Source organism: Psychrobacter sp. BI730 (genome assembly GCF_013414195.1).
Lineage (GTDB): Bacteria > Pseudomonadota > Gammaproteobacteria > Pseudomonadales > Moraxellaceae > Psychrobacter.
In genome coordinates this window covers 98,552-121,941 of record NZ_JAATTV010000006.1, presented here as the reverse complement: position 1 = coordinate 121,941, position 23,390 = coordinate 98,552, and the positions used below count along the sequence as shown (strand labels likewise).

The following is a 23,390-nucleotide window of genomic DNA, read 5'->3' as shown; positions in this document are numbered from 1 at the left end:
CTGAATAGCTACTGACAAAATGGACACTAATAAACGCTTGTCTAACCACCAGCGACTGGCGTGATGAAAACTACGCTATCACCATTATTTATCTGGTCAGTCCATTTAACAAAGTAGTCATTCACTGCGACTCGTAGCTCCGACTGCGGACGGCTAAAGCGATGTTTTTGACTAAGCTGTTCGTATAGTTCAGTCAATGACGTATCCTGCTGTAAGCTTACTCTCTCTTGTTGACAATTGGCCTCGTCAGCCAAACTGGCAAAATACATGACATTAATATTCATCGTTGATTCGATATTAGTTGTCATATCGATAGCACTCATAAACCTCTCCCTCTTATGCAAGCTTCCTTGCTTGGCACTTAGCATATTTTTATTGATTGATTAATTAATTGACGACACACTCTGCAATGTTGTCACTTTAAGCATGACTATAGTCTGATTTACCACCTGTCTTTTTGACCAGATGAATATCGTCTATAACGATATCATGCGATAGTGCTTTAGTCATATCATAGATAGTTAAGCAGGCAACACTAACCGCTGTTAGAGCCTCCATCTCCACCCCTGTCTTATGCGTAACCTTGACCACCGCACTGACCGTGAGGCTGCTGAGCGCGTCATTGTACTCAAAGCTCAAACCTATCTTGTCTAGCGGTAGTGGATGACAAAGCGGTATCAGATCATGAGTACGTTTGGCCGCCATGATACCAGCGATATGAGCCGTTTGTGTGATGCTGCCTTTTTTGGTCATCCCATCAGCCGCTTTAATCTGCGTATAAATTTCACTGGGAAAACGAACTTGCCCAGAGGCATTGGCTTCTCGCGTCGTTGCTGTCTTGCCACTGACATCGACCATGGTAATATCACCATCACTATCCAAGTGAGATAAAGTAGATTGCTGATTTATCTGAACGCTGTCATTCATTTATATAACCTTTCTTATGTGATATTTTTATTATTTTGGTAGAACAGCACATGCCTGCTTAAAATCTTTAGGCGTATTAAAGTTGGTTAGATTTTGCCACTCTTTGCTAAATGGTACAGCTTGCACTAATGGCTGAATAAACTGCATCACCCTACGCTGTCCGCTATCTATATAGTTTTTCAAATCAGGCTCGATACTTAGCTGATACAGTCCTAATAGTGGATATAAGTGACCGTCATCTTTTAAGCAAATTACTTTCTTATCAGCAGCAAGGCTTATTTCACATTGTAATTTCTGCCACAAGTCAGTTGCTGGTATTAAGCTATCACAGCTAATAACCAGTAACCACGAAGCTTGTACGTTTTTTGATACGCCTGAATCATTCAAGCTGATCAAACCGTTCAATGTTTGTAAGGCTGATTCAATAGCGACCAAAGCGCCGCCAGTTTTAATCTGCTCATCATGCTCACTAGAGTCAACATCAGCACCATAATCAGCAATATGAATAACAGGCACATTGAGGCTTTCTAAATGGACATCTAAACCAGTTTGAAAGTCGCGACCATTATCTGCAATCAATATAGGAACTTGTAACTTACTCGCATGGCGAACATGATAATCTAACAGCTGCTCACCTGACGGTAGTGTCAGCATAGCCTTAGCCGTTCCCATACGTCTAGAGGCTCCGCCTGCCAAGATAACCACACCTGCCAAACCATCCAGATTATTTGAGCGATCTGTCATTGTGCCATTACCTATCAGTTTTGATTTAATATCAATCTTGGCTCAATTATTTACAACTCAATCATGGCTAGGATTTTGTGCCAAAAAATGCGGCACAAAATTGCACGGACGAGTACGGCTATCAAACTGATCTCTTAAGATATTTTCCCAACCAGTACGGCAAGCACCAGAAGAACCTGGTAGACAGAATATACCCGTACCATTGGCCATGCCAGCAACTGCTCGCGATTGTACGGTAGACATACCGATTTCATCTTTTGAGATTAAACGGAACATTTCACCAAAACCATCGATTGATTTATCAAACAGCACCCTCACAGCTTCTGGCATGCTATCTCTGATGAAGAACCCTGTGCCGCCAGTGGTGATAACCGCATGAACGTCTGGACTAGCAATCCAACCACTGATGACTGCGCGAATCTGGTAAATATCGTCGGTGATTAGTTGGCGATCTGCCAAATGATGCCCTGCTTCAGTCAAGCTATCTACTAAGTACTGACCTGATGTATCTTCTGCCAGCGTACGGCTATCAGAAACGGTCAATACAGCAATATTAAGCGGTGTAAATTGTGCAGCAGGCTTACTCATAAATAATCCTTTATAGATGTCATTTTATAATTGTATTAAAAAACGGTTGTATCAAAAAACTATATTGAAAAATGATTGCATTGGAAAGCAGTCTCTATCAGCGTCATGATTGCAGACTCAAGATTTTTTATCCGCCGATTATCGATAGATTGTGCATGATGCCACTGTTAGAGTCATGCAAATGATGATGCTCAGGCTTGATTGGCATAAAACTATGTAAAGTGTTCACCAGTCCTTGGATATCGTCTTGCTGTAGGTATGGACGGATATCGTAGTTGCCTTGGTCAAACAGACACAAATGCACCTTGCCTTGGCTGCTTACGCGCAAGCGGTTACAGGTATCACAGAAGTGCGCCGCATATGGGGCAATCATACCGATACGACCGACATATTCAGGGTGGCTATACTCTACTGCGGGACCATCGGCACTACCGCGCTCGTGCGGCTGCCAGCCATTTTCTAACAAGTAATCAGTGATAATATCAGACTGAGCATGCTGAGCAAAAAACAAATCGCTATTGTCACTGGTCTGCATAAATTCAATAAAGCGATAGGTCACTTGTCTGTCTTTGACATAGTCGATCGCCGTGACTAAGTTCTCAAAAGCAGTCTCTGCCATTAAGACACTATTTATTTTCAGTTTGATATCAGTCGTTTCTAACAACGTATCCATGTCAGCCAATATCTGCGGCAAGGTATCAAAGCCTGTCATTTTATGAAAAGTAGCGGCATCAAAACTGTCCATACTGATATTGAGCTGATCAAGTCCAGCAGCTTGCCAGTTGGCTATATGTTTACCCAATTTATAACCGTTGCTGGTCATCGCGACCGTCTCGATACCGTCAGTTTGCTTAATCGTTTCGATAATTTCGACAACATCACGACGAATAGAGGGCTCACCACCTGTAATTCTAACTTTTTTGGTACCTACTTGAGCAAAGCCGCGCACCAAAGTTGCAATTTCAGAGATACTCAGCTCATCATCAGGCCGCTTACCTTGATAGCCATTTGGCAGGCAATACTCACAGCGAAAATTACAAAAGTCAGTAATGGATAGACGCAAGTAAGTCAGACGCCGTGCAAGCCCATCGGTTAGCGGTTGGTGATAGTCACTCATCTGCTCAGTGGGCACGACCAAGGAAGGCTCTATGTAGCCATCAGATAATGCCGGTGCCAAGCTCGGTGAATACAGTTGCGGGCTGTCTATTTTGTGTTTGTCATCTATGTTGTCATCAATCATATGTTACTGCCATCAGTACTGCTTACTATAAGCACTACTTTGTTATTCGTATTTAGCATACCAGTGTAAGGTTGCTCTCTGATTTTGTGCGACCACCTTACAATAAATTGGCAAACGATGAATTAGCGATGTAGCCAAGGAAACGGTTGTACAACGACGTCATTACCAGCTGCTACGTTCCCACTATCTTTATCCAACACAATGAAGCAATTAGCGCGGCTCAGCTGTTTGATTCTATGTGACTGCTGTCTTGAAAAGCACTCAACTTGATAATGACCTGTCTCATCTCGTGACAGTACGCCACGCTGAAAGTCTTTGCGGCCGGGAGATTTTCTGATATCACTGATGAGTTTGGCTTTGATCGTTAGCGGCATCGGCTGCTCTGACACGCTAGCACCTGACATTTGCCATAATGCAGGTATCACAAACTGTAGCGTACCTACAACCGTAGAGAGCGGATTGCCCGGTAGGCCAAAATACAATACCGGCTTATCGAGATTTTTATTCAATTCACCAAATACGAAAGGCTTACCAGGCTTCATCGCCACTTTATAATGGTTAATCTGACCTAATGTTTCGATCACAGTGGTCAAAAAATCATAGTCACCAACAGAGACACCTGCAGTCGATATCAGTACATCACAGTCCTGCATAGCCTCATTGACTGCGATAGTTGTCTGCTCTAGGTTATCAGGGATAATGCCATAATCACGAATAGTGATAGGCAGATCTGATAGCAAGCTTTTGAGCGTCGGAGTATTAGAGTTATATATTTGGGCTAGGCTTTGCAGCTCATTGCCAATAGCTACGAGCTCATCACCTGTTGCTAACACACCTACGACAAGCGGCTGGAACACGTACACTTGGCTAATACCAAGGTTAGCCAGTAAGCTAATATCGGCAGAATTGAGGCGTTTGCCAATTTTTAGTACGGCTTCGCCAGACTCAATCTCTTCGCCTTGTGAGCGGATATTATTGTTAACTTCGGCAGTTTGCGTGAGCGTAATGTTATAAGGTCGAGATTTATCAATGGTTGCTCTGATATCTGCAAAATTCGTATTCTCTTGCATAATGACCGTATCACAGCAATCTGGCACGACTGCACCCGTAAAAATACGTACCCCTTGCCCTGCCGCTATCTCACCAGTATAAGCACTGCCAGCTTGCGACTCACCAATGATTTCGATAGTACTGCTTTCTGATAACTCACTTCCCTTTGCAATCGCATAGCCATCCATAGCAGATAGATTTTGTCGCGGCACATCAAAAGGCGAAGCAATATCTTGAGCCAGTATATGGTTTAAGCTATCCAGCAACTCTAGAGTGTAGACGGCTCTTTTTTGTAGCGGAAAGTCAGTAATATGATAATTATCTATCCGATGCTGTATCGCAGCTTGTAATTCTTCCATGGTAATCATAAGGTCACGCTCTTTCTGTCGTTCTAATTACTGTCGTTCTAATTATTCGTAATCGAAACTGTTATTTAAGATGATCATTAAAGACTGTCACTGAAAACTCTGAGTAAAAGTCATCGTTAAAAAACACATTATCTAGAGTCTATCATTCAAAGTATCAACTTTCTTGTATTAACCTTGTCCTGATAAGTTTTGAATAAAGCCAGATTACACTGGTCTTAATATTTGATATTTATTGCATTGTCCATTGTGTTAAAGATGTCAGCAAAATCAGACATAGATTGAGACAAAAAAAGCACCTTGGCAAGGTGCTTTTTGTAGAACAAAGTAAATTATCATTTGATGACTAGTGGCTAATTAATAATGGCTAAATACGATTAAAAAGAGCCGCTTTTATACAATGTATAAATACCCTCAGCCTACCTCACCATCCAGCCAATGAAGACGCACTGTTTTGAGTAATGAATCCATCTGGCGTTTGGCCATTATCTGCTTGCCAGCGCTGGAATGCCATACGAGTATTGGTACCCACGATACCATCAGCGCCTTTGGTATCATAACCCATGCTAGTCAAACGACGTTGTAGGTTAGTCACTTGTGTGGTCGATAATGGACGCTCATAACGAGGCCAAGACTTTTGCAAACCGCTTTGTCCATTAATCGTGTTGCCTAGCAGACTGACACCCAACGCATAACTTGATGAGTTGTTATAGACTTTAATCACATCAAAGTTTGGGCTTAGCAATAATACTGGACCATCCTTACCAGCGGGTAACCATAGCTCCATCTGAGTATTGGCATCTAGGTAAACGTCCGCTATCGTATCGACACCCATCGCAGCCCATCTAGCAGCAGGTTGTTTGCTACCAACCACTGAGTAATCAAACGATGCTGGCACCGTTGCCTCATAAAACGGTGCTAAGCCACGAACCCAACCTGAATTGCTAAGATAGTTGGCCGTCGAGGCTAGTGCATCACCAGTCGCCCAAGGATTGCGATGTCCATTGCCATCACCATCGACCCCTTGTTTGAGCCAAGTCTCAGGGATAAACTGGGTTTGTCCCATGCCGCCTGCCCAAGAACCATCGAGTTGTGACCATGATACGTCACCGCGTTGTAGCAGTGTCGCTAACGATAGCAACTGTGTTTCAGCAAACTCTTGACGACGACCATCATAGGCAAGGCTGGCAAGCGAACTTGGCAAATCACTATTGCCAGTCACAGCGCCATACGATGACTCCATACCCCATATCGCAGCGATAATCTCTGCATTAACCCCATACTGAGACTCTAGCTGAGACAAATAAGCACGTTGCTCAGCAAATTTACGTTTACCTACACTGACGCGTCCACTTGATACCGCAGAATCTACGTATTCCCACGGCATCTTAGAAAACTCAGGCTGACCTGAATCTAATGAGATGACTTGCTGATTTAGATAAGCAGAGTCAAGCAATCGACCAATCACTTGGGCATCATAGCCTGACGAGATAGCACGCATAGAAAAGTCTGACTTCCAATCAGAAAAACTACTATAGCTAGGCTTGGGCGCAGGCTGCGGCTTTACGACTGGCGCAGGTGTTGGTTTGACCTGAACGGTTTGAGTTTGAGTAATCTCAACGCCGCCTTGACGAACAGGCTTACTTTGCATTGCCTGCTGGCTTGTACACCCAACCATCACTAATGCTGGCATAAAGGTGAGGTATTGCTTTTTTAATCTCATAAAAAATCTCAAACATGAATAAATAAAATGGCTCACAGTGGCCAAGCTATCCGTAGCTATTATTTAAGTCTAACGCCCAAGTACGCTACGTGGGTCAATAGGATTACCATTTAAGCGAACTTGAAACTCTAAGCCTACCTCATTGGTCTGACCACTGCTACCCATACTAGCAATACGTTGGCCACGCTGTACTGTATCGCCCTCTTGCACCAATAATTGGCTATTGTGCGCGTAGGCTGTGATGTAGTTATCACTATGACGAATCATAATTAGATTGCCATACTCTGGCAGACCGTTGCCTGAGTAAAGCACAGTTCCTGATTGGCTGGCAAGTACTGGATCACCAACTTTGCCCGCAAACCACATTCCCATATTGCCCGTAGCAGGGTCAATATTACGAGTCACTGGGTTACGCGTAGGATAATCATAACCAGAGGTCGAGTTGGCAGTGGCCTCATAAGCTGGTGTTTGAGATTGGGTCACAGGTGGCGTATAAGTTGGTTGCGTTTGAACTGGGGCACTATAGCTATTGTTACTTGCAGTGGTGGCCGCATTGCCTTGCCATAGTTTGAGCCATTGGCCACTATAGATGGTGTATTTACTATCTAAATTGTTCATCGCCCCGATTTGGCGGTAGTTCAGACGATAGCGCGCTGCAATCTGGCTGACCGTATCGCCGCGTTGTACACGGTGATAGTTAGGGACGCCTTGCGCGTTAGTAATAATCTTAGGACCTGCTTGGTTTGCTGATTGATAGGTAGGCTTCGTTGCACAGCCAACGACAGATAGAGTAGCGACTGCCATAGTACCAATCAACGCGGCTTTAACAAGGTGCGATCCAGCTATGATTTTTTTCATACAAGGTTCCTATTCTTTGTGTTGCTCATTCATTGTTTAATCATTCAAAAGATCTTAATGCCATACAAGAGTCTTCTGATATTCTCATAACACGTCAGTGTTTAATAAGCCGGTATGGATTATATCTTATAGAATTTATAGCGCGAGTGTTGATAATCTATCCAGCGCTGCCGTTGGCGTATGATGTAGGCGTACTGGTGATAAACTAATATACCCTGCCGCTACAGCTTGATAATCTATCATCATATCCTGCTTTGCTTGTATCGCATCGATTGACGTCTCTGATGGTCGCTCATTTTTACCTTTTCGTAGAGACAACCAATACGCATCTCGACCGCGTGGGTCTATCATATGGCGTACTGGCTGAGCAGCCTGCTTATGGCCTAGCGAGGTTATTTTTCGACCCTTGATATCATCGGCATGCTGCACATCAGGAATATTAACGTTTAATACATGATAGGGCAAACTTTTGAGCATCTCTAAAACCGAAGTTTCAGTAAGCAGCTTGACGATTTCATGTGCAGCCACTTGATAATCACTGGCTGATTCTTGCCCGCCGTTTTTGACACCCCCGCCTACCAAAGACGTTGCTATAGCAGGGATACCAGATAGTTGCGCGGTCAATGCAGCACCGAACGTACCAGAGAACATCACATCTTGTCCCAAGTTAGCCCCTGAGTTGATACCTGTAATCACGCAGTCAAAGTCAGTATCACGATACAACTCATGGATTGCTAGATAAACACAATCAGCTGGTGAACCATTTACCGCTACAAATCCAGAAGGCAACTGATGCGTATGCAGTGGTCTTGAAACACTTAACGCACTGGCATAACCGCTTTGTTCATCGTTCGGGGCGACGACAACCACTTCTCCAATAGTCGATAATGCCTGAGATAGTGCCAATAATCCTGGCGCGTACACACCGTCATCATTACTAATTAAAAATCTCATTTCTACTCAGTATGTGGTTAATATTTTGTTAGCTGTCTTTCTATATCTCTATTTGATCATTCTGCTATCGTGCCATGTCTGTTCAAGATAGCCATCAAAGAACGATGCTCATATTTAAAATGAAAACATGATACTCTAATTCTTCAATGACATGACATCTCAGTCTAGAGAAAAATATTCATTTTGATAGCATGGGCGATTATAACTGAATAATATAAAGACACGAACCCTGTCTTTAGCAAAGTATCGTGTTCTTCTTATGCTGATAATTATACGATGAAAGTAGCGTAACAAGATCTGTATCAAACGAATAACAACCAGTAGATTAAGCATCGCGTTACAATACGCAACACCCCACAACAATACAAACCGATGTACTGATACTGAAGTAACGTCATTAGGGTATGCTACTGATATGTTGCTAAAAAATGGTGTTGGCTCACAAGATATCTACACATAAATCAATATTTTATGTGACTTTTGTTTTTTTACCAATTAACATATGACCATTAAATAAAGACGAGCGAGTGTAATACTGAATGAATAAACAATCGATATTATCTATAGCTTCTGTGATAGCAAATACTGCCTCAAAAGTTGGGATTGCAGGACTGATAACGTCTGTTGCTATGCTGTCTCAAGCTTCTAATGCTGCGAATAACTCTGGCACTACCATTCCGCTAGACATGTCTGGCATCAATATCACTAAGCACGAAATTGCGGTGATGCAGGTACTATCAGAGATATGCCCACCAATGCTAAATGGTAAGCAAAAACAGCGGTTCTATAAGTCGTACACTGTACAGCTGCATGAGCTAATGCCTTCTCTAGAAGATCCAAAAGCGGCTATTCAATACCTATCTACACAGCAAGACTACCGCCAGATACTACAAGGTATTCGTAGTTGGACGATGGGATTCTCAAAGCAAGAAAACAAAGCACTATGTGAAGATTTGGCAAACGCGGATTATTAGACAACTAGCTAGTTTAATTCAATAACTAGCGTCCTCTGCTTAATGTGTTAATAATATTGGTATCAATGATAATAAAATAAAAGCTATGTACTCTTTATAACATCAATTAAGCAAAGTTTATCAACTGGTTGTTTAGACGTCTGTAGCATCAAAGCTTGCTGTCACTTTACTTGTTATTCACAAGCAGTGCAGCAGGCTTTTTTGTGAGCGTTAAATTTTTATTACAGAGACTGGTCAGATGATAGTCACAACAAATATATGATAGGCCTTCATTTTTCTTTTCAAACTTGCCTTATTTTTGCATTTATCGATTCCCCATCGGTAGTCATTTTGCTAAGATAAGGCGTTAATTTTATGTCTATTGTGTAGGCGTTACTATTTTCATCGATACATTATTTTAAACACTGCATTTAAGACATGCTGCTTAAAATAATGTATGGAAATAGGTACAAAACATAAGCGATAGATACATTTGGTTCCATGATGCGGTGTAATGATATATGACAGTAAAGCGTGTAAAAAATCAGCTGATACAGCTGGTAGTTGGTGTAAGTATCTCGATGAGTGCAGTAGTGGCAAACGCAGCCATTCAACCACCTGAAATGGACAATACTGCCTATGTGTTGATGGACTATAACACTGGCGAAATTTTGGCTCAAAAGAACGCCAATGAGGCGCTACCGCCGGCCTCTCTGACTAAGATGATGACCAGTTATATCATTGAGCAACGCTTAGCATCAGGCGACCTGAAAGAAGATGAACAGGTATTGATGAGTCCAAACGCATGGTGCCGTGGTAGCAGCAGCCAATCTTGTATGTATGTGTCTGTGAACAAAACCGCCAGCGTCATCGATATGCTACGCGGTATTATTATTCAATCAGGTAATGATGCATCGAAAGCCATGGCTGAACATATTGCTGGTAGCGAAGCCTCGTTTGCGATCTTAATGAACGAACAAGCACAAAAAATTGGCATGGAGAACTCTAACTTTGTCAATGCTACCGGTATGCCTGATGAAGGTCATTTAGCATCTGCTTTGGATTTGTCTAAACTCGCGCGCGCTATTATCAAAAACAGCGGCGACTACTATAGTATCTACGCAGAAAAAGAGTTTACGTATAACGGTATTACCCAAGGTAACCGTAATGCTTTGCTGATTACTGACCCAACCGTTGATGGCCTAAAAACTGGCCACACTGATGCGGCAGGCTACTGCTTGGTTGCATCAAGCAACCGTGAAGGCATGCGTCTAATCTCTGTCATTATGGGTACCAAGAGCCAACAAGCTCGCGCCGATCAGTCACGCGAACTACTTAACTGGGGTTTCGGTCACTTTACAACGGTTACCAAGGCGCCTGCTGGACAGTTCGTTAGCAAGCTTCCAGTATGGTTTGGAGAAGCTGACGAGGTAGAACTGGCAACTGGCGACAACTTGCAAATTCTAACCAGTAAAACCCAGAAAAACAAAATTACCACAGTGGTGGATATTCCTGAGAGCTTAGAAGCACCAATCAAAAAAGGTCAGGAAGTTGGTAAAATGATGGCTGTAATCGATGGTAAAGCAGTAGCCTCAGTTCCTATCATCGCAACCAATGATATCGAACAGTCAGGCTTTATGAGCCGTACGTGGGAACATATCGTACGCTGGGTAAAGAATCTTTTCTAAGAGAATCCTTTAGAAAGCAATTTTAGCTAAAAACTGTTTAAAAAAAGACGCCTCAAAATGGGCGTCTTTTTTGTTTTTATGCCTATTTTATTTTAAAAGTGCTTCGATATTGAAAAGTAGAAAATATAAAAAATGCTACCTAATAAAATGAACCTAACTAGGAACACGGATTTGGTAGAACAGCTCTACGTCCAAACCAACCATTGTTTTAATAAGTCGCTTAACGCTTTGTCCTTATAAGTAGCAATATGGCAATAATCGACACCAGCTGCTTTTAAACCATACTCAAAACTGTTTACATTGCGCGCCCGATGCTGCGGATACCAATATACTAATAACGCACGATGCTCGCTCTTACTACCCTCGTCGCTTTCATATTGACGAATACGTTTCGCTAGCATCTCAGCTTTTTCTGGAAAAACATCTTCAGCAAACATCACCATGTCAACTTTCTGCTTACGCATCTCCTCTATGACGAGTTGGTTACCTTGGCGACAAATAATCGTAGCCCCTAGGTATTCCAGTTCATTTAATAAGGAGCCTGTCTCATGATAGTAATAATAAATAATCGTTAGACCAGACAATAAGCGCTGCTGTTTTGATTGCTGTTGATTGGGCATCGCTATGGTCAGCGTAAACTGTGTACCTACACCAAGCACACTATCAACATCAATCGTAGCACCCATAAGCTGCGCCATTTGTCTAACAATCGGTAAGCCAACCCCTGAGCCTTCGTACTGGCGAGTTTGCGACGAATCTACCTGAAAGAACGGATTAAATATATCGTCTAGGTGCTCATTATTGATACCAATACCCGTATCTTTCACGCTAATCTGCCAACGATTACTTTTATTAAAATGTGTCAGTTGCGACGTAATCGTAACTTTCCCGACAGGCGTGAACTTAATCGCATTATTGAGCAGTATCGATAGTATCTGATATATTTTTTCTGAATCACCATATAGGCTATAGTCTATATGATGAATATTACTGATTAACTCTAACCCTTTTTGCGTAGCCATATTTTCAAACTTAGCTAACAGATCAGCGATTAGCTGTAATGGGTTAAACTCATTTTTATGAATTCTTATCTGGCCTTTTTGGATCTGGTTCAACTGTATAATATGATCTAACGACAATACCAATTTATCACTACCACTACTGATAATCTCTACCGCGTCTTTTTGCTCTCTGCTGAGAGTCTCATAATCTAACAGTTGTAAACCGCCTACAATTGCATTCAATGACGTTTTTAACTCGTGAGAAATCATGCTTTGAAAATTGTGCAACTGCACATCTAACGATACATCTTTATTGTGTAATTGCTGTTCAAAAGCCGCAAGGGTTTCATAACCTTGCCTTGCTTCTTGTAATCGATTGAATAACACAATTAATGCTTTCTTGATCTGGGTCAGTTCTTGGAAATTGAATTGTTGCGGAATAACTGGTAATTGTTCTAGATTTGCGTTGTTCATGACAATGGCACAAACATCAGTTAACACTTCAATATCTTTAACTGGCCAATTAAGCTTTCTAAAAATGTATAAGGCAAATAGAACAATCAGTACCACTGTTGTTAGCCATAACCACAGGATATTTTGGAACCAATGTAAACGTAGCAACTCTACGTCCATCGTAATATTAATATAACCAATCAATGTACTATTTTCGGTAGCTATATCAGTCGTCTCATCTGGCGCTGACGATTCGCTCATAATATTTGATAAAGCCAGTGCCAACTGCTGATTGGAATCAGACTTATTGGACGCCACAATACTGGCATCAAGGTCTTTACTAATCACTGGATAGTTGAAACTGACCGTATGCGCAAATAAAGCATTTTTCCAATCAGCAAGCGACTGATCTATATCTTCAATTGGCTCAGAGGTGGAATAGAAAACAATACTCTGAATAGTCGGCTCATTTTCTAATAAAATATTGACTTGCTCAGCCACGACATCTGCCCCATCTGCAGTCGATGCGCTAGTCGTTAGTAGCGATGCCAATTGTTGAATATGCTGTTCTTTTTCTTGATAGTAATGTACTAAGCCATAAATAAAAGGCAACAGAAAACCTGCCAGCACTGCCAATACGACAGCTTGTATGACAGAACGCCAGATAAGCATATGGATGGTTTGAAACGAACGGTTGTTCATATCACTCTACTGAGTCGCGGGTAGCTTTCGTTTATAGTACAAGTGTTTTGAAGATGTGATAAGTAAAACATTTGAGTATTTTTTGAAGTACTAAGCAAGATAGATACCTATGAGCTCAACCTATAGAGTATTAATAGAAAAATGTCATCACACTATCAAGCGGATGACATTAACTATAAGCCAATAGACACTAGAATTAACGAGGCTTTTTATCTTTGGTAGTAAATTTCTGTGATCGATTACGCTCACGCTGACGCAATTGCTGGGCTTTTGCCTTAGTCGGCGTGTCGCTCTTATTCGCATATGGGTTATCGTTTTGCTTCAAGATAACGTTAAGCGGTGTGCCTTCTAGCTTAAACACTTGACGGAATTGGTTCTCTAGATAACGTTGATAGCTCTTGGGAAGCGCACTGGTTTGGTTACCATGAATAACAATAACGGGTGGATTGTGGCCACCAATATGCGCATAACGTAACTTGATACGACGACCAGCCACGGTTGGTGGCGGATTGGCCGTCACAGCATCTTGCAAAATCTGGGTCAAACGGTTGGTTGATACTTCAAACATCGAAGATTTATACGCACGTAAAATAGACGGATATAAATTACCGACACCTGTACCATGCAGTGCTGAAATCAAATGTATTTTTACATAAGGAATAAAGCTAAAGCGGCGATCCATTTCAAGCTTGATATAGTCTCTTTGATCTTGTGTTAGACCATCCCACTTATTGATCGCAACGACTAACGCTCGTCCAGCGTCAAGCGCATAACCAATCATATGCAAATCTTGATCCACGATACCTTCGTGAGCATCAATAACAATCACAGTTACGTTAGAATCTTCAATCGCTTGCAAGGTCTTGATGACAGAGAATTTTTCTACTTTTTCATCGATTTTACCGCGGCGACGTACACCAGCAGTGTCGATCAAGACATAGTCTCTACCTTCACGCTGATAAGGAATATAAATACTATCACGCGTCGTGCCTGGCATATCGAATACCACTACTCGGTCTTCGCCAAGCAGGCGGTTGACGAGCGTCGATTTACCCACGTTTGGACGACCGATAATAGCAAGCTTCAAGCCTCTTGGCTCTACTATGTTTTCTTGCTCAGGCATATCAGCCGTTAGCACTTCAAGCAAATTGCCCACACCGCGACCATGACTGGCTGCCATCGGATATGGCTCGCCCAATCCTAGTGCATAGAACTCAGCAGGTGCTGCATCATGTACACCGTCGACTTTATTGGCAACAACATAGACAGGCTTGCCTAACGTATGCAAAAACTTACCAATTTCAGCATCAGCGCCAATCATACCGGCACGAGCGTCAACGACGAATACGATGATATCTGCTTCATGGATTGCTGTATGCGACTGCTCAGACATATAGTCATCAATATTACCGCTACCGTCATCAGCTTCACCGATACCACCCGTATCTACAACAATAAAGGATTTATCTTCATAAGTTGCATCACCGTACTGACGGTCACGAGTCAATCCTGAAAGGTCAGCAACCAATGCCTGCCGACTTTTTGTGAACTGATTAAATAAGGTGGATTTACCGACGTTTGGACGACCAATTAAGGCGACCACAGGCTTGATACTCATGGGTTACTCTCAGTGAAAGGCACAGTGACGGGCAGTACAGTTATTCTTATAACCAGTGACATAACAATAGTAATAGATATGCTGCAATTGACCGTGAATTAAAATGAATGATAGAACAATAGCAAAAATAATAGATGGCTATTTTACGATTAAAAATAGTATATAGGATGGCTTCATTATACATAAATAAGTAGTGTATATGGATAGCACATCGGTCGCATAGAGTACGCGAAAGCCTGTGTTTAAACAAGCAATTTACACAACGCACTAAACGCTGACTAAGCAGCGTTTGTGTTTCATAAATAATAATTGAGAATAGGCTCAAAGGCTATAGTAAAATATTAAACTTCGTTAATCACCGATAAGCACCTATCCGTATAGCTATTAGCGTACTAACTGCCAGATAGCAACTTGTCCTGACGTACTTTGAGTCATTAAACGGCTACCTTGAACTTGCAAGTTGGTCAACGCACCTTTTGTCTCTACGCGGCTGACGATGCTACCCGTAGCAGGGTCAAACAAATGCACTACGCCATCGAAATCACCAATGGCGATATAGTTGCCAATCATCACAGGATTGGTAAGATCTCGGTAAGCCAATTCGTCACTTTCCCAGAGTGTCTCGCCACTGTTGCGGTCATAAGCAACTACTTTGCCATCTAGACTGGTCGCAATGACTTGCTGAGTATTTACCGCCAGTGATTTGAGACTTGCAATTTCATTGACGAACATTACCTGACGCGAGGCTAAATCAATACCTAATAGCTGACCACTATAGCTGATCGCAAACAACTGATTTTTATCTACGATAGGTTTGCCATCGACATCGCTCATGCGTTCAACTTCACTACTACCAGCACCTACGCCAACACGTCTTGACCATAGCGGAAGACCATTATCGACAGTAATTGCATGCAAACGACCATCAGCTGTTGCTAAAAGCGCTGTCTCATTGTCTAATAAAGTTGGCGCAGCGCTACCGCGAACGCTGATAGCAGGTACTTGAGTTGCGAACTGCCATACTGATTGTCCGGTTTGTAGTGACAGACCATGTAAGAAACCATCATTTGCTGATAATACCACACGATTATTGGTAATCAGTGCTGGCGTCAAAACCGAACCTGACAACTGCTGCTGCCAACGCTTTGCACCAGTCGTGCTATCAAACGCCATGACCTTGCCACCACGAGTACTAACGATAGCTGTCTGACTCAATGCATCCAATGCAACACCGCCGGTGATTTGGTCATCAACATTGATTGACCATATGCGCTCGCCTGCGCTATTAAACCCTGACAGTTCACCACCGCGTGATGCAGTAACGATTTGACCATTGGCATAGCCAACTTGCAAATCTAGCGGATCCTTTTTGCTGGCTTTTTTGTTGCCAACATCGGTACTGAAAACAGGCTGTAGTACGCTAATCGGCTGAGCGATTTGTACCAATTTTACCGGATCATTAACGACCGGCTTAATACCGCGATTACATCCAATCACTGCCGTGCTCATTACTGCCAGTACGGCCACATGCATGACTGTCTTTCTGATAGTCTTGGTGTTTAACATTTTGCTAGAGCGAATAGATTGAGTCATTGTATGTTCTCACTACAGATAAATTATTATTAATTGGTAAATTGGCCAACCGCAAATTAGTAATCATTAGGTTATATTAAAAAAGAGCTTTGGATGATTACTAACTCTCAATACTATACTACTGACTTAATATCTAGCCTACTGACTTACTGCCCTGCTTCGACAGCGACTTCGTTCGAGGTATCCATCACTAGCGACGGCTCAGGAGCAGATGGCTCTTGAATAAGACTGGTTTGCTCAGCAATCGGCTCAGCCGTGATACCTAAGCTTTCCATCTTTAATGCCAATACTGCACGCGTTTCTTGACGGCTACGTAATAGCTCCCACGCATTGCTATAGGATTTAATCGCTGAATCTTTATTGTCTTGTGCTAAATAAATATCTCCTAGCAGCTCCTGCTGACTTGCTTCAAACGAGCTTGGCATATCATTATTTGCTTCTGACAATGCAGCATCTGTATCACCTGCGGCCAATAACGTTTTTGCATAGCGTAAACGAGTAATCGCTGCTAGACCAGCATCACCCAAATCGATGGCCAATGCTTTTTTGAATGTCTCAGTCGCTGCTGCAAAGTCATCATTGTCTACTTGTTGACGTGCTTTTATCATTAGCGCTTGCCATGCATAAACCGACTCACCGTGCGTACTGACTAAAGTATCAATATCTTTGTCTAGTTGGCCACGACTTTGGGTAAGTGCTTCTTGAGCCTCTGCCTCTAAATCTGGGTTTTGCGAGGCCAGTTTGACCTCTTCGTTTAGCTGCTGAATATCCGCATATTGATCGGCGGCGACGGTATCTACTCGCGCATGGTTGTTTTGCCAGTACGTCCAACCAAAGTAGGCGGCCAGTGCTAACAAAATCGCAGTGACGATATAACTACCATATTGCTTTAGCGCTTGCATGGAGTTATCTGCATTCGGCGAATTAGGTGTCAGAGCCATATATATTTACCTGATAAAATTTACATTAAATTGCTAGTGCGACAAACAAAGCTGATTAGTCAAAGTCAATTAGCAACGAGAAAAGTTATCTTTATTTGATAACCAATCTTGGGCGACCGTCTTTTGCTCACCTGTCTGCATATCTTTAATACTAATCGTATTATCATCCAGCTCTTGCTGTGCGATGATGACTGTCAATGCCGCGCCTGACTTGTCTGCCTTCTTCATTTGCGCTTTTAGACTCGTGGCACTGGCCATCTTTACTCGTACATCTGGACGACTGTGACGTAAGTTCTGTGCATAGCTTATACCAGCACTATATACCTCAGGATGGGCCACAACGAATACATCACAAGCAGGTATATCAGCAATCGGCGCAACCGCTTCTATGAGTAGCAATAAACGCTCAAGCCCCATTGCAAAACCAACACCAGGCTCAGATTTGACTGGTTTACTACCATCTGTACCGATTGATTTTAATTGCCCTACTAGCCCATCATAACGACCACCAGCACAAACGGTAGCTTGGCTTCCAAGCTTATCTGTTACCCACTCAAATACCGTTTTATTATAATAGTCAAGGCCACGTACTAAGTGCGGATTGATTTCAAAATCGATATTAAGCGCAGTCAAATAGGCTTTGACCTGCTCAAAATGTGCCACACTCTCTTCACCCAAGAAGTCAGCAAGCTTTGGCGCATCTGCCAATACTGCTTGCGTACTCGCTTCTTTACTATCCAAGATACGTAAAGGGTTAGTCGTTAGACGGCGCTTACTGTCTTCGTCTAGCTGGTCTTTTTTATCAGTCAAATAAGCAACCAATGCTTCGCGATAAGCATAACGCTCATCCAACTCACCCAAACTGTTTAGTTGCAAACGCATCTCATTGTTGAGACCTAGCTCTTGCCACATCAAATGAGTCATCGCAATCAGCTCAGCATCAGCATCCGGTAGTGCGCTACCGAAGCTCTCGACACCTAACTGATGAAACTGACGATAGCGGCCTTTTTGCGGGCGCTCGTAGCGGAACATTGGACCGATATACCAAAGCTTGGGCGTATCACCACGTAGCAAGTTGTGCTCGATAACTGCACGTACTGCTCCAGCTGTGCCTTCAGGACGCAACGCTAATGGCGTTGGTGGCTCAGATTTATCAGTAAAGCTGTACATTTCTTTTTCGACAATGTCAGTCGCGCCGCCAATAGCACGGGCAAATAAATCCGTTTGTTCAACGATAGGCAAGCGAATATGCTCGTAACCGTACCTACCAAGTACATCAGCCAATATCGCTTCTAAATGCAGCCACTTTGCTGATTGGTCAGGCAAAATATCATTAAAACCTTTGATAGCTTTGATCATGGTACGGTCGTATCCTTAAATATTTAACAAGTATTCTATTATTGTTTTCTATGCACTCAAATAAGCGTTATATCTGATTGATACTGTGACGGTATGGCCTAACGTATCAATCTATTCTATGGCTTATTTTACGCGAATGATTTCATTCTCACGTTTTTTCGCCAAATCTTCTGCATGGGCGCGAACCATACCTTCTATTTCATCGACCAGATTGCCTGTATCGATAAGGTGGCTTTTTTCACCCATACGATAGACCAGTGATCTAGGGGCAGCACCAACGATACCGATATCGGCCTCTTTTGCTTCTCCTGGACCATTGACCTTACAGCCGATCACAGATAGATTCATCGGTTCACGAATATCTTCTAGGCGCGACTCTAACGCTGTCATTACTTTAATCACGTCAAACTCTTGACGCGAGCAACTTGGGCAAGCGATAAAGTTTACGCCGTTCGAGCGAATATTAAGCGATTTTAAGATATCAAAACCAATCTTAATCTCTTCTTCAGGCTCGGCGGCCAATGAGATACGAATGGTATCGCCAATACCATCTAGCAATAATCCACCTAGCGCGATAGCAGATTTAACAGCGCCCGTACGGTAGACACCCGCTTCCGTCACGCCCAAATGTAATGGATTATCAATTTGCGCTGATATTAAACGATAAGCATCCAGTGTCAAAAACACGTTGCTGGCTTTGACAGATACTTTGTACTGGTCAAAGTTAAGATGCTCTAAAATATCAATATGGCGCATTGCCGACTCTAGCATCGCTTCGCCAGTTGGCTCAGTATACTTGCGCTGTATGTCTTTTTCTAAAGAGCCAGCGTTGACGCCAATACGAATCGGGATATTATGATACTTAGCACAAGCGACCACTTCACGTACTTTGGCATCGCTACCAATGTTACCCGGATTGATACGTAAGCAGTCAGCGCCCGCTTCAGCAACGGCCAAAGCGATTTTATGATCGAAATGCACATCAGCGATTAAAGGCACGCTCACCAATTTACGAATTTCACCAAAGGCTTTAACGGTATCCATCGTTGGCGTAGATACACGCATCAGATCAGCACCTGCTTCGACACAACGCTCAATTTGAGCGACCGTCGCTGCTACATCACAGGTGTCAGTGTTGGTCATGCTCTGTACGCTAATTGGTGCATCACCACCAACCGCGACATCACCGACATAGATTTTTTTGGTCAGACGACGATTAATAGGCGATGGCATTGACATACATAAATCCTTGAATCAAAAATAGAAAAGCCCTAGGCCTTTGTACATATAATATAAACCAGCTAAATCCGGATACACATGTACGCTTTATTCAAACACATGAGTGCTTCATTCAAACATATGAGTGCTTTATTTAAATTTGGCGCTTATACAATTAACTATGGTGCTAATTCAAAAGTAGCTTGCTTATCTGTTGCATACGTATCTAACGCGACTGGTTGTTGATTGAGCATCAAGCTAACATTGTCGATATTATCAATTTGCACATTAAACGGTGGCATACCTGACAAGTCATAGTTACCTGCAGATTGAGAACCGTTTATCAAACTGTTTCCAGAAGCATCCGTGATACTAACCACAGCGTCGCTTGTCAATACAAGGTTTAAGGTAGCAGTCGTTGCAGCAGTACCTAAATTCAATGCAGAGCCAGAAGCACCCACGCCACTTGCATCACTATTGATGGCGGCACCTTGGGCTTGCTCTATCGCTGACATGTCTTCAACAGCTGATACAGGCTCTTGCGTATTTTCTTTGCTAGCGTTACTCACCATGCGGAATAGGAACACCGCCAAGATAATCAATCCGATAACGCCTATGATCAATAGTGGGTTAAAGCGGATGCGGTTGTGAGTATCACGCTGCAAAGTCCCCATTGGGCGTAGTGGCGTATCGATACTGCTGGTTGATTTGGCCTTTAGCTCATTAGGATAGGCAGCATCGAAGCTACTAGCGATTTTTGCTGAATCTAAGCCCAAATATTTGGCATAGTTAATCGCAAAACCACGAGCAAATGCAGCCTGTGGTAGCTCAGCGAAGTTTTCGCTTTCTAAGGCCTCCAAATGACGCTTTAGAATGAACAGCTCAGCCGCCGCTGCTTCTAAAGTTACTTGCTTGTTTTTACGGGCTTGCTGCAACACGGCACCAAATGATCCCTGAGCGTTAGATTGAGTGTTAGATGATGGGGTGATCATTTCCATGGTGCCTCTGGATTGTTAAGCCAAGTCTTAAGTTGTTTTGCTTCATCACTTAGCGGATAAGCGGATAAAAGCTGCTGTGCCAATTGCTGGCGCGTTGTTATATTACTTTGTGCTGCTGCAAGCTTGATACTTTGTAAGAGCAAGCGCGGGCTAATACCCTGCCCCTGCACCAATATCAGCGTCTCATCATACAGTCTCTGTGCCTGCGGTACACGCTGTTGTTGCAGCAGCAAATCTACCAATTCGATATGAGCAATGATGCTGTTACGATTGCCATCGAGTGCGCGTAAAAATACTTTTGAAGCGGCACTATTATCACCTAACTGTAGATAAGTGCGACCTAGGTTTTCTAGCGCGCCAATACGGCCTTCATAGCCTAGCGTCGCCCCTGCAATCTCAAACTGTTCTGCTGCTTCACGATAGCGCTTTGTCTGTGACAGATATACGCCATAATTATTGTGTGCTTGTACAAAGTCTTTATCTAGCGCGATTGCTTTTTTGAAGTACTCATCAGCTTTGGCTAGATTGATACGGCTGCCTTCTTGCTGCAACAAAACGCCCATCATATCATAGGCTGGCGCATAACGGCTATCGGCAGCAAAGGCTTTTTCAAGCTGCTGCTGCGCGGTATCAAGCTCATTTTTTCGGATGTATTGCGCGGCAAGTGAGGTACGTACACGGGCGATTTCCTGCTGATCTAAATTTCGATCGTTGCTAGCGCGCGTAGATGTTTGATAAGGAGAGTTACCTAGCAAATCATTAGTCGGGGTGGTCTGACAGCCACTTAATACAAGGACGCCAAATACTGCCGACAGCACTGCACGCTTTGGCAAAGCGGTTTGGGCAGCATTGATACTCGACTGCTTATAAAATTTAGAAAATGATTTTTGATATTTGAACTGACAAGAATTTTTAGAAGTCATCATAGCCGCCATCATAAAACTGGGATTCAATGCGTTCGATCTTCGAGACCTCAGTTTAATAGATTTAACCCCTATAAGTACAATTTAGTTGTTATTAATTGCCGCGTTCTGCAATCTTGACAGTCATTGCTACATTTTCTTACCATTGCGACAGACAAAAGATAGCTAAAACGCTATACCAGTCAGATATAACGTTTATCTTCTAGAGAACGTGCTAAACGCTTTCACGATCTTTAATGCTCTGCTGCCATGCGGCTGAGCGTCTAGTACGATCCGCCACTTGTCCAACCAATTGGCCACAAGCAGCATCGATGTCATCACCACGGGTTTGACGAATGGTACAAACAAAACCTGCTTCGCTCAGTATATTGCTAAACGCATGAATACGGTTATTGCTTGATTTATCATACGGTGCATGCGGGAATGGGTTGAACGGAATAAGGTTAATTTTACTTGGTAACCCTTCCAACAGCGCAACCAACTGATGGGCATGCTCATTGCTATCATTGACCCCATCAAGCATCACATATTCAATCGTAACGTGCTTCTTATGACGTGGATTGACATCATAGACATAGTTTTTTGCCGCTGCAATCAGCTCTTCTAACGGATATTTTTTATTAATTGGTACCAGCTCGTTACGCAGCTCATCATTTGGTGCATGCAGTGAAATGGCCAATGCCACATCGATGTCTTGTGCTAGCTGATACATTTTCGGAACGACACCAGAAGTCGATAACGTGACGCGACGCTTTGACAGTCCATAAGCATGATCGCTTAGCATCAACTCCATTGAACCTACTACAGGTTTATAGTTCAATAGCGGCTCACCCATGCCCATCATCACCACGTTGGTGACGTTATTTTCCCATAGGCTATGGTCGACGTTTTCTAAACTTTCATTTTCATCTGTCATATATGACGCATTAGCGACCCATAACTGACCGATAATCTCAGCCGCACTTAAGTCACGCTCAAACCCTTGCTTGCCCGTACTACAGAAGCTACAGTCTAGTGCACAGCCTACTTGAGAAGACACGCATAATGTCTTACGGCCATTTAACTTGCTATCATCTGCAGGGATAAGCACCGTCTCAACCAACGAGCCGCCGGTGACTTCAAATACCCATTTACGCGTACCATCATCACTATATTGACGATGAATCACTTTGGGCGGTACCACACAAGCATTAAGCGATAATTTGTCTCGCAATGACTTACTCAAATTGGTCATTTGCTCAAAATCTGTCACGCCATGCTGATAAATCCACTTAATCACCTGAGTAGATCGAAATGGCTTTTCGCCAATACTCTTGAAGTAATCAGCCAGTTGCGCTTGCGTCATACCCAATAGATTGGTTTTGGCATGTGCCTCATCTACTAGCTTGATGCTATCAGTAATCTTAGCAGGTACGTGCTGAGTAGGTGCTTGAACAGTTGACATAATAGGTAACCTTTTTGCAGAAGCTTAGATAAGCGGTGCAATTATTTATA

20 protein-coding genes are annotated in these 23,390 nt (G+C 42.9%); 2 read left to right on the top strand and 18 right to left on the bottom strand.

All coding sequences use genetic code 11. The features are described from left to right. Positions 1 to 41: 41 nt before the first annotated feature. The 9 genes from HCZ91_RS06120 to surE form a co-directional block, all read right to left on the bottom strand. The gene (locus HCZ91_RS06120; RefSeq protein ID WP_179798686.1) at positions 42 to 323 is read right to left on the bottom strand and encodes a MoaD/ThiS family protein; all 282 of its coding nucleotides are present in this window, start codon (positions 321 to 323) and stop codon (positions 42 to 44) included. Between the two features lie 97 nt (positions 324 to 420). Further along, on the bottom strand, positions 421 to 927 hold the full coding sequence (gene moaC, locus HCZ91_RS06115) for a cyclic pyranopterin monophosphate synthase MoaC (RefSeq protein ID WP_179798685.1): 507 nt from the start codon (positions 925 to 927) through the stop codon (positions 421 to 423). 30 nt (positions 928 to 957) lie between these two features. After that, positions 958 to 1,671, bottom strand: a complete 714-nt coding sequence (locus HCZ91_RS06110) for a molybdenum cofactor guanylyltransferase (RefSeq protein WP_179798684.1) — start codon at positions 1,669 to 1,671, stop codon at positions 958 to 960. Positions 1,672 to 1,728: 57 nt separating this feature from the next. Further along, positions 1,729 to 2,259 (bottom strand): molybdenum cofactor biosynthesis protein B, encoded by a 531-nt coding sequence (moaB, locus tag HCZ91_RS06105; RefSeq protein WP_179798683.1) that lies wholly within the window; start codon positions 2,257 to 2,259, stop codon positions 1,729 to 1,731. A 127-nt stretch (positions 2,260 to 2,386) separates the two neighbouring features. Continuing rightward, on the bottom strand, positions 2,387 to 3,499 hold the full coding sequence (moaA, locus tag HCZ91_RS06100) for a GTP 3',8-cyclase MoaA (protein WP_179798682.1): 1,113 nt from the start codon (positions 3,497 to 3,499) through the stop codon (positions 2,387 to 2,389). Positions 3,500 to 3,621: 122 nt separating this feature from the next. Beyond that, positions 3,622 to 4,917, bottom strand: a complete 1,296-nt coding sequence (glp, locus tag HCZ91_RS06095; RefSeq protein WP_179798681.1) for a gephyrin-like molybdotransferase Glp — start codon at positions 4,915 to 4,917, stop codon at positions 3,622 to 3,624. A 421-nt stretch (positions 4,918 to 5,338) separates the two neighbouring features. Continuing rightward, positions 5,339 to 6,637 (bottom strand): lytic murein transglycosylase, encoded by a 1,299-nt coding sequence (locus HCZ91_RS06090; protein ID WP_179798680.1) that lies wholly within the window; start codon positions 6,635 to 6,637, stop codon positions 5,339 to 5,341. A 69-nt stretch (positions 6,638 to 6,706) separates the two neighbouring features. Continuing rightward, positions 6,707 to 7,495, bottom strand: a complete 789-nt coding sequence (locus HCZ91_RS06085; protein ID WP_179798679.1) for a M23 family metallopeptidase — start codon at positions 7,493 to 7,495, stop codon at positions 6,707 to 6,709. A 135-nt stretch (positions 7,496 to 7,630) separates the two neighbouring features. Further along, positions 7,631 to 8,449 carry a 5'/3'-nucleotidase SurE gene (gene surE / locus HCZ91_RS06080; protein ID WP_179798678.1) on the bottom strand — a complete coding sequence of 273 codons (819 nt, stop codon included), beginning with the start codon at positions 8,447 to 8,449 and terminating at the stop codon, positions 7,631 to 7,633. A gap of 539 nt (positions 8,450 to 8,988) precedes the next feature. Here surE and HCZ91_RS06075 point away from each other — a divergent pair. Both HCZ91_RS06075 and HCZ91_RS06070 read left to right on the top strand, forming a co-directional pair. Next, positions 8,989 to 9,423 carry a hypothetical protein gene (locus HCZ91_RS06075; protein ID WP_057759051.1) on the top strand — a complete coding sequence of 145 codons (435 nt, stop codon included), beginning with the start codon at positions 8,989 to 8,991 and terminating at the stop codon, positions 9,421 to 9,423. A gap of 500 nt (positions 9,424 to 9,923) precedes the next feature. Continuing rightward, complete coding sequence (locus HCZ91_RS06070) at positions 9,924 to 11,090, top strand: D-alanyl-D-alanine carboxypeptidase family protein (RefSeq protein ID WP_179798677.1); 1,167 nt, start codon at positions 9,924 to 9,926, stop codon at positions 11,088 to 11,090. A gap of 185 nt (positions 11,091 to 11,275) precedes the next feature. Here the strand turns inward: HCZ91_RS06070 and HCZ91_RS06065 are convergent, their stop codons facing one another. The 9 genes from HCZ91_RS06065 to rlmN all read right to left on the bottom strand — a co-directional run bounded on the left by HCZ91_RS06065 (position 11,276) and on the right by rlmN (position 23,340). After that, positions 11,276 to 13,246: a HAMP domain-containing sensor histidine kinase gene (locus HCZ91_RS06065; RefSeq protein ID WP_179798676.1), complete on the bottom strand. Its 1,971-nt coding sequence runs from the start codon at positions 13,244 to 13,246 to the stop codon at positions 11,276 to 11,278. Positions 13,247 to 13,442: 196 nt separating this feature from the next. Next, the gene (gene der, locus HCZ91_RS06060; RefSeq protein ID WP_057759046.1) at positions 13,443 to 14,864 is read right to left on the bottom strand and encodes a ribosome biogenesis GTPase Der; all 1,422 of its coding nucleotides are present in this window, start codon (positions 14,862 to 14,864) and stop codon (positions 13,443 to 13,445) included. 384 nt (positions 14,865 to 15,248) lie between these two features. Further along, positions 15,249 to 16,457, bottom strand: a complete 1,209-nt coding sequence (gene bamB / locus HCZ91_RS06055; RefSeq protein WP_179798675.1) for an outer membrane protein assembly factor BamB — start codon at positions 16,455 to 16,457, stop codon at positions 15,249 to 15,251. Between the two features lie 146 nt (positions 16,458 to 16,603). Further along, positions 16,604 to 17,398 carry a tetratricopeptide repeat protein gene (locus tag HCZ91_RS06050; RefSeq protein WP_179798674.1) on the bottom strand — a complete coding sequence of 265 codons (795 nt, stop codon included), beginning with the start codon at positions 17,396 to 17,398 and terminating at the stop codon, positions 16,604 to 16,606. Positions 17,399 to 17,467: 69 nt separating this feature from the next. Then, positions 17,468 to 18,757, bottom strand: a complete 1,290-nt coding sequence (gene hisS / locus HCZ91_RS06045; protein ID WP_179798673.1) for a histidine--tRNA ligase — start codon at positions 18,755 to 18,757, stop codon at positions 17,468 to 17,470. A gap of 123 nt (positions 18,758 to 18,880) precedes the next feature. Next, on the bottom strand, positions 18,881 to 19,996 hold the full coding sequence (ispG, locus tag HCZ91_RS06040) for a flavodoxin-dependent (E)-4-hydroxy-3-methylbut-2-enyl-diphosphate synthase (protein ID WP_179798672.1): 1,116 nt from the start codon (positions 19,994 to 19,996) through the stop codon (positions 18,881 to 18,883). 158 nt (positions 19,997 to 20,154) lie between these two features. Then, positions 20,155 to 20,967: a helix-turn-helix domain-containing protein gene (locus HCZ91_RS06035; protein ID WP_179798737.1), complete on the bottom strand. Its 813-nt coding sequence runs from the start codon at positions 20,965 to 20,967 to the stop codon at positions 20,155 to 20,157. After that, a complete protein-coding gene (gene pilW / locus HCZ91_RS06030; RefSeq protein WP_257019988.1) occupies positions 20,964 to 21,899 on the bottom strand; it encodes a type IV pilus biogenesis/stability protein PilW in 936 nt (311 codons plus the stop codon). The genes HCZ91_RS06035 and pilW overlap by 4 nt, the downstream gene beginning before the upstream one ends. A 211-nt stretch (positions 21,900 to 22,110) precedes the next feature. Beyond that, entirely contained in the window at positions 22,111 to 23,340 is a 1,230-nt protein-coding gene (gene rlmN / locus HCZ91_RS06025) for a 23S rRNA (adenine(2503)-C(2))-methyltransferase RlmN (RefSeq protein WP_057759033.1), read from the bottom strand. Positions 23,341 to 23,390 lie beyond the last annotated feature (50 nt).

What these genes read in the sequence shown, in the direction of transcription:
- HCZ91_RS06120 (WP_179798686.1), bottom strand. Translation starts at nt 323, where the DNA reads ATGAGTGCTATCGATATGACAACTAATATCGAATCAACGATGAATATT.
- moaC (WP_179798685.1), bottom strand. Translation starts at nt 927, where the DNA reads ATGAATGACAGCGTTCAGATAAATCAGCAATCTACTTTATCTCACTTG.
- HCZ91_RS06110 (WP_179798684.1), bottom strand. Translation starts at nt 1,671, where the DNA reads ATGACAGATCGCTCAAATAATCTGGATGGTTTGGCAGGTGTGGTTATC.
- moaB (WP_179798683.1), bottom strand. Translation starts at nt 2,259, where the DNA reads ATGAGTAAGCCTGCTGCACAATTTACACCGCTTAATATTGCTGTATTG.
- moaA (WP_179798682.1), bottom strand. Translation starts at nt 3,499, where the DNA reads ATGATTGATGACAACATAGATGACAAACACAAAATAGACAGCCCGCAA.
- glp (WP_179798681.1), bottom strand. Translation starts at nt 4,917, where the DNA reads ATGATTACCATGGAAGAATTACAAGCTGCGATACAGCATCGGATAGAT.
- HCZ91_RS06090 (WP_179798680.1), bottom strand. Translation starts at nt 6,637, where the DNA reads ATGAGATTAAAAAAGCAATACCTCACCTTTATGCCAGCATTAGTGATG.
- HCZ91_RS06085 (WP_179798679.1), bottom strand. Translation starts at nt 7,495, where the DNA reads ATGAAAAAAATCATAGCTGGATCGCACCTTGTTAAAGCCGCGTTGATT.
- surE (WP_179798678.1), bottom strand. Translation starts at nt 8,449, where the DNA reads ATGAGATTTTTAATTAGTAATGATGACGGTGTGTACGCGCCAGGATTA.
- HCZ91_RS06075 (WP_057759051.1), top strand. Translation starts at nt 8,989, where the DNA reads ATGAATAAACAATCGATATTATCTATAGCTTCTGTGATAGCAAATACT.
- HCZ91_RS06070 (WP_179798677.1), top strand. Translation starts at nt 9,924, where the DNA reads ATGACAGTAAAGCGTGTAAAAAATCAGCTGATACAGCTGGTAGTTGGT.
- HCZ91_RS06065 (WP_179798676.1), bottom strand. Translation starts at nt 13,246, where the DNA reads ATGAACAACCGTTCGTTTCAAACCATCCATATGCTTATCTGGCGTTCT.
- der (WP_057759046.1), bottom strand. Translation starts at nt 14,864, where the DNA reads ATGAGTATCAAGCCTGTGGTCGCCTTAATTGGTCGTCCAAACGTCGGT.
- bamB (WP_179798675.1), bottom strand. Translation starts at nt 16,457, where the DNA reads ATGACTCAATCTATTCGCTCTAGCAAAATGTTAAACACCAAGACTATC.
- HCZ91_RS06050 (WP_179798674.1), bottom strand. Translation starts at nt 17,398, where the DNA reads ATGGCTCTGACACCTAATTCGCCGAATGCAGATAACTCCATGCAAGCG.
- hisS (WP_179798673.1), bottom strand. Translation starts at nt 18,757, where the DNA reads ATGATCAAAGCTATCAAAGGTTTTAATGATATTTTGCCTGACCAATCA.
- ispG (WP_179798672.1), bottom strand. Translation starts at nt 19,996, where the DNA reads ATGTCAATGCCATCGCCTATTAATCGTCGTCTGACCAAAAAAATCTAT.
- HCZ91_RS06035 (WP_179798737.1), bottom strand. Translation starts at nt 20,967, where the DNA reads ATGATCACCCCATCATCTAACACTCAATCTAACGCTCAGGGATCATTT.
- pilW (WP_257019988.1), bottom strand. Translation starts at nt 21,899, where the DNA reads ATGATGACTTCTAAAAATTCTTGTCAGTTCAAATATCAAAAATCATTT.
- rlmN (WP_057759033.1), bottom strand. Translation starts at nt 23,340, where the DNA reads ATGTCAACTGTTCAAGCACCTACTCAGCACGTACCTGCTAAGATTACT.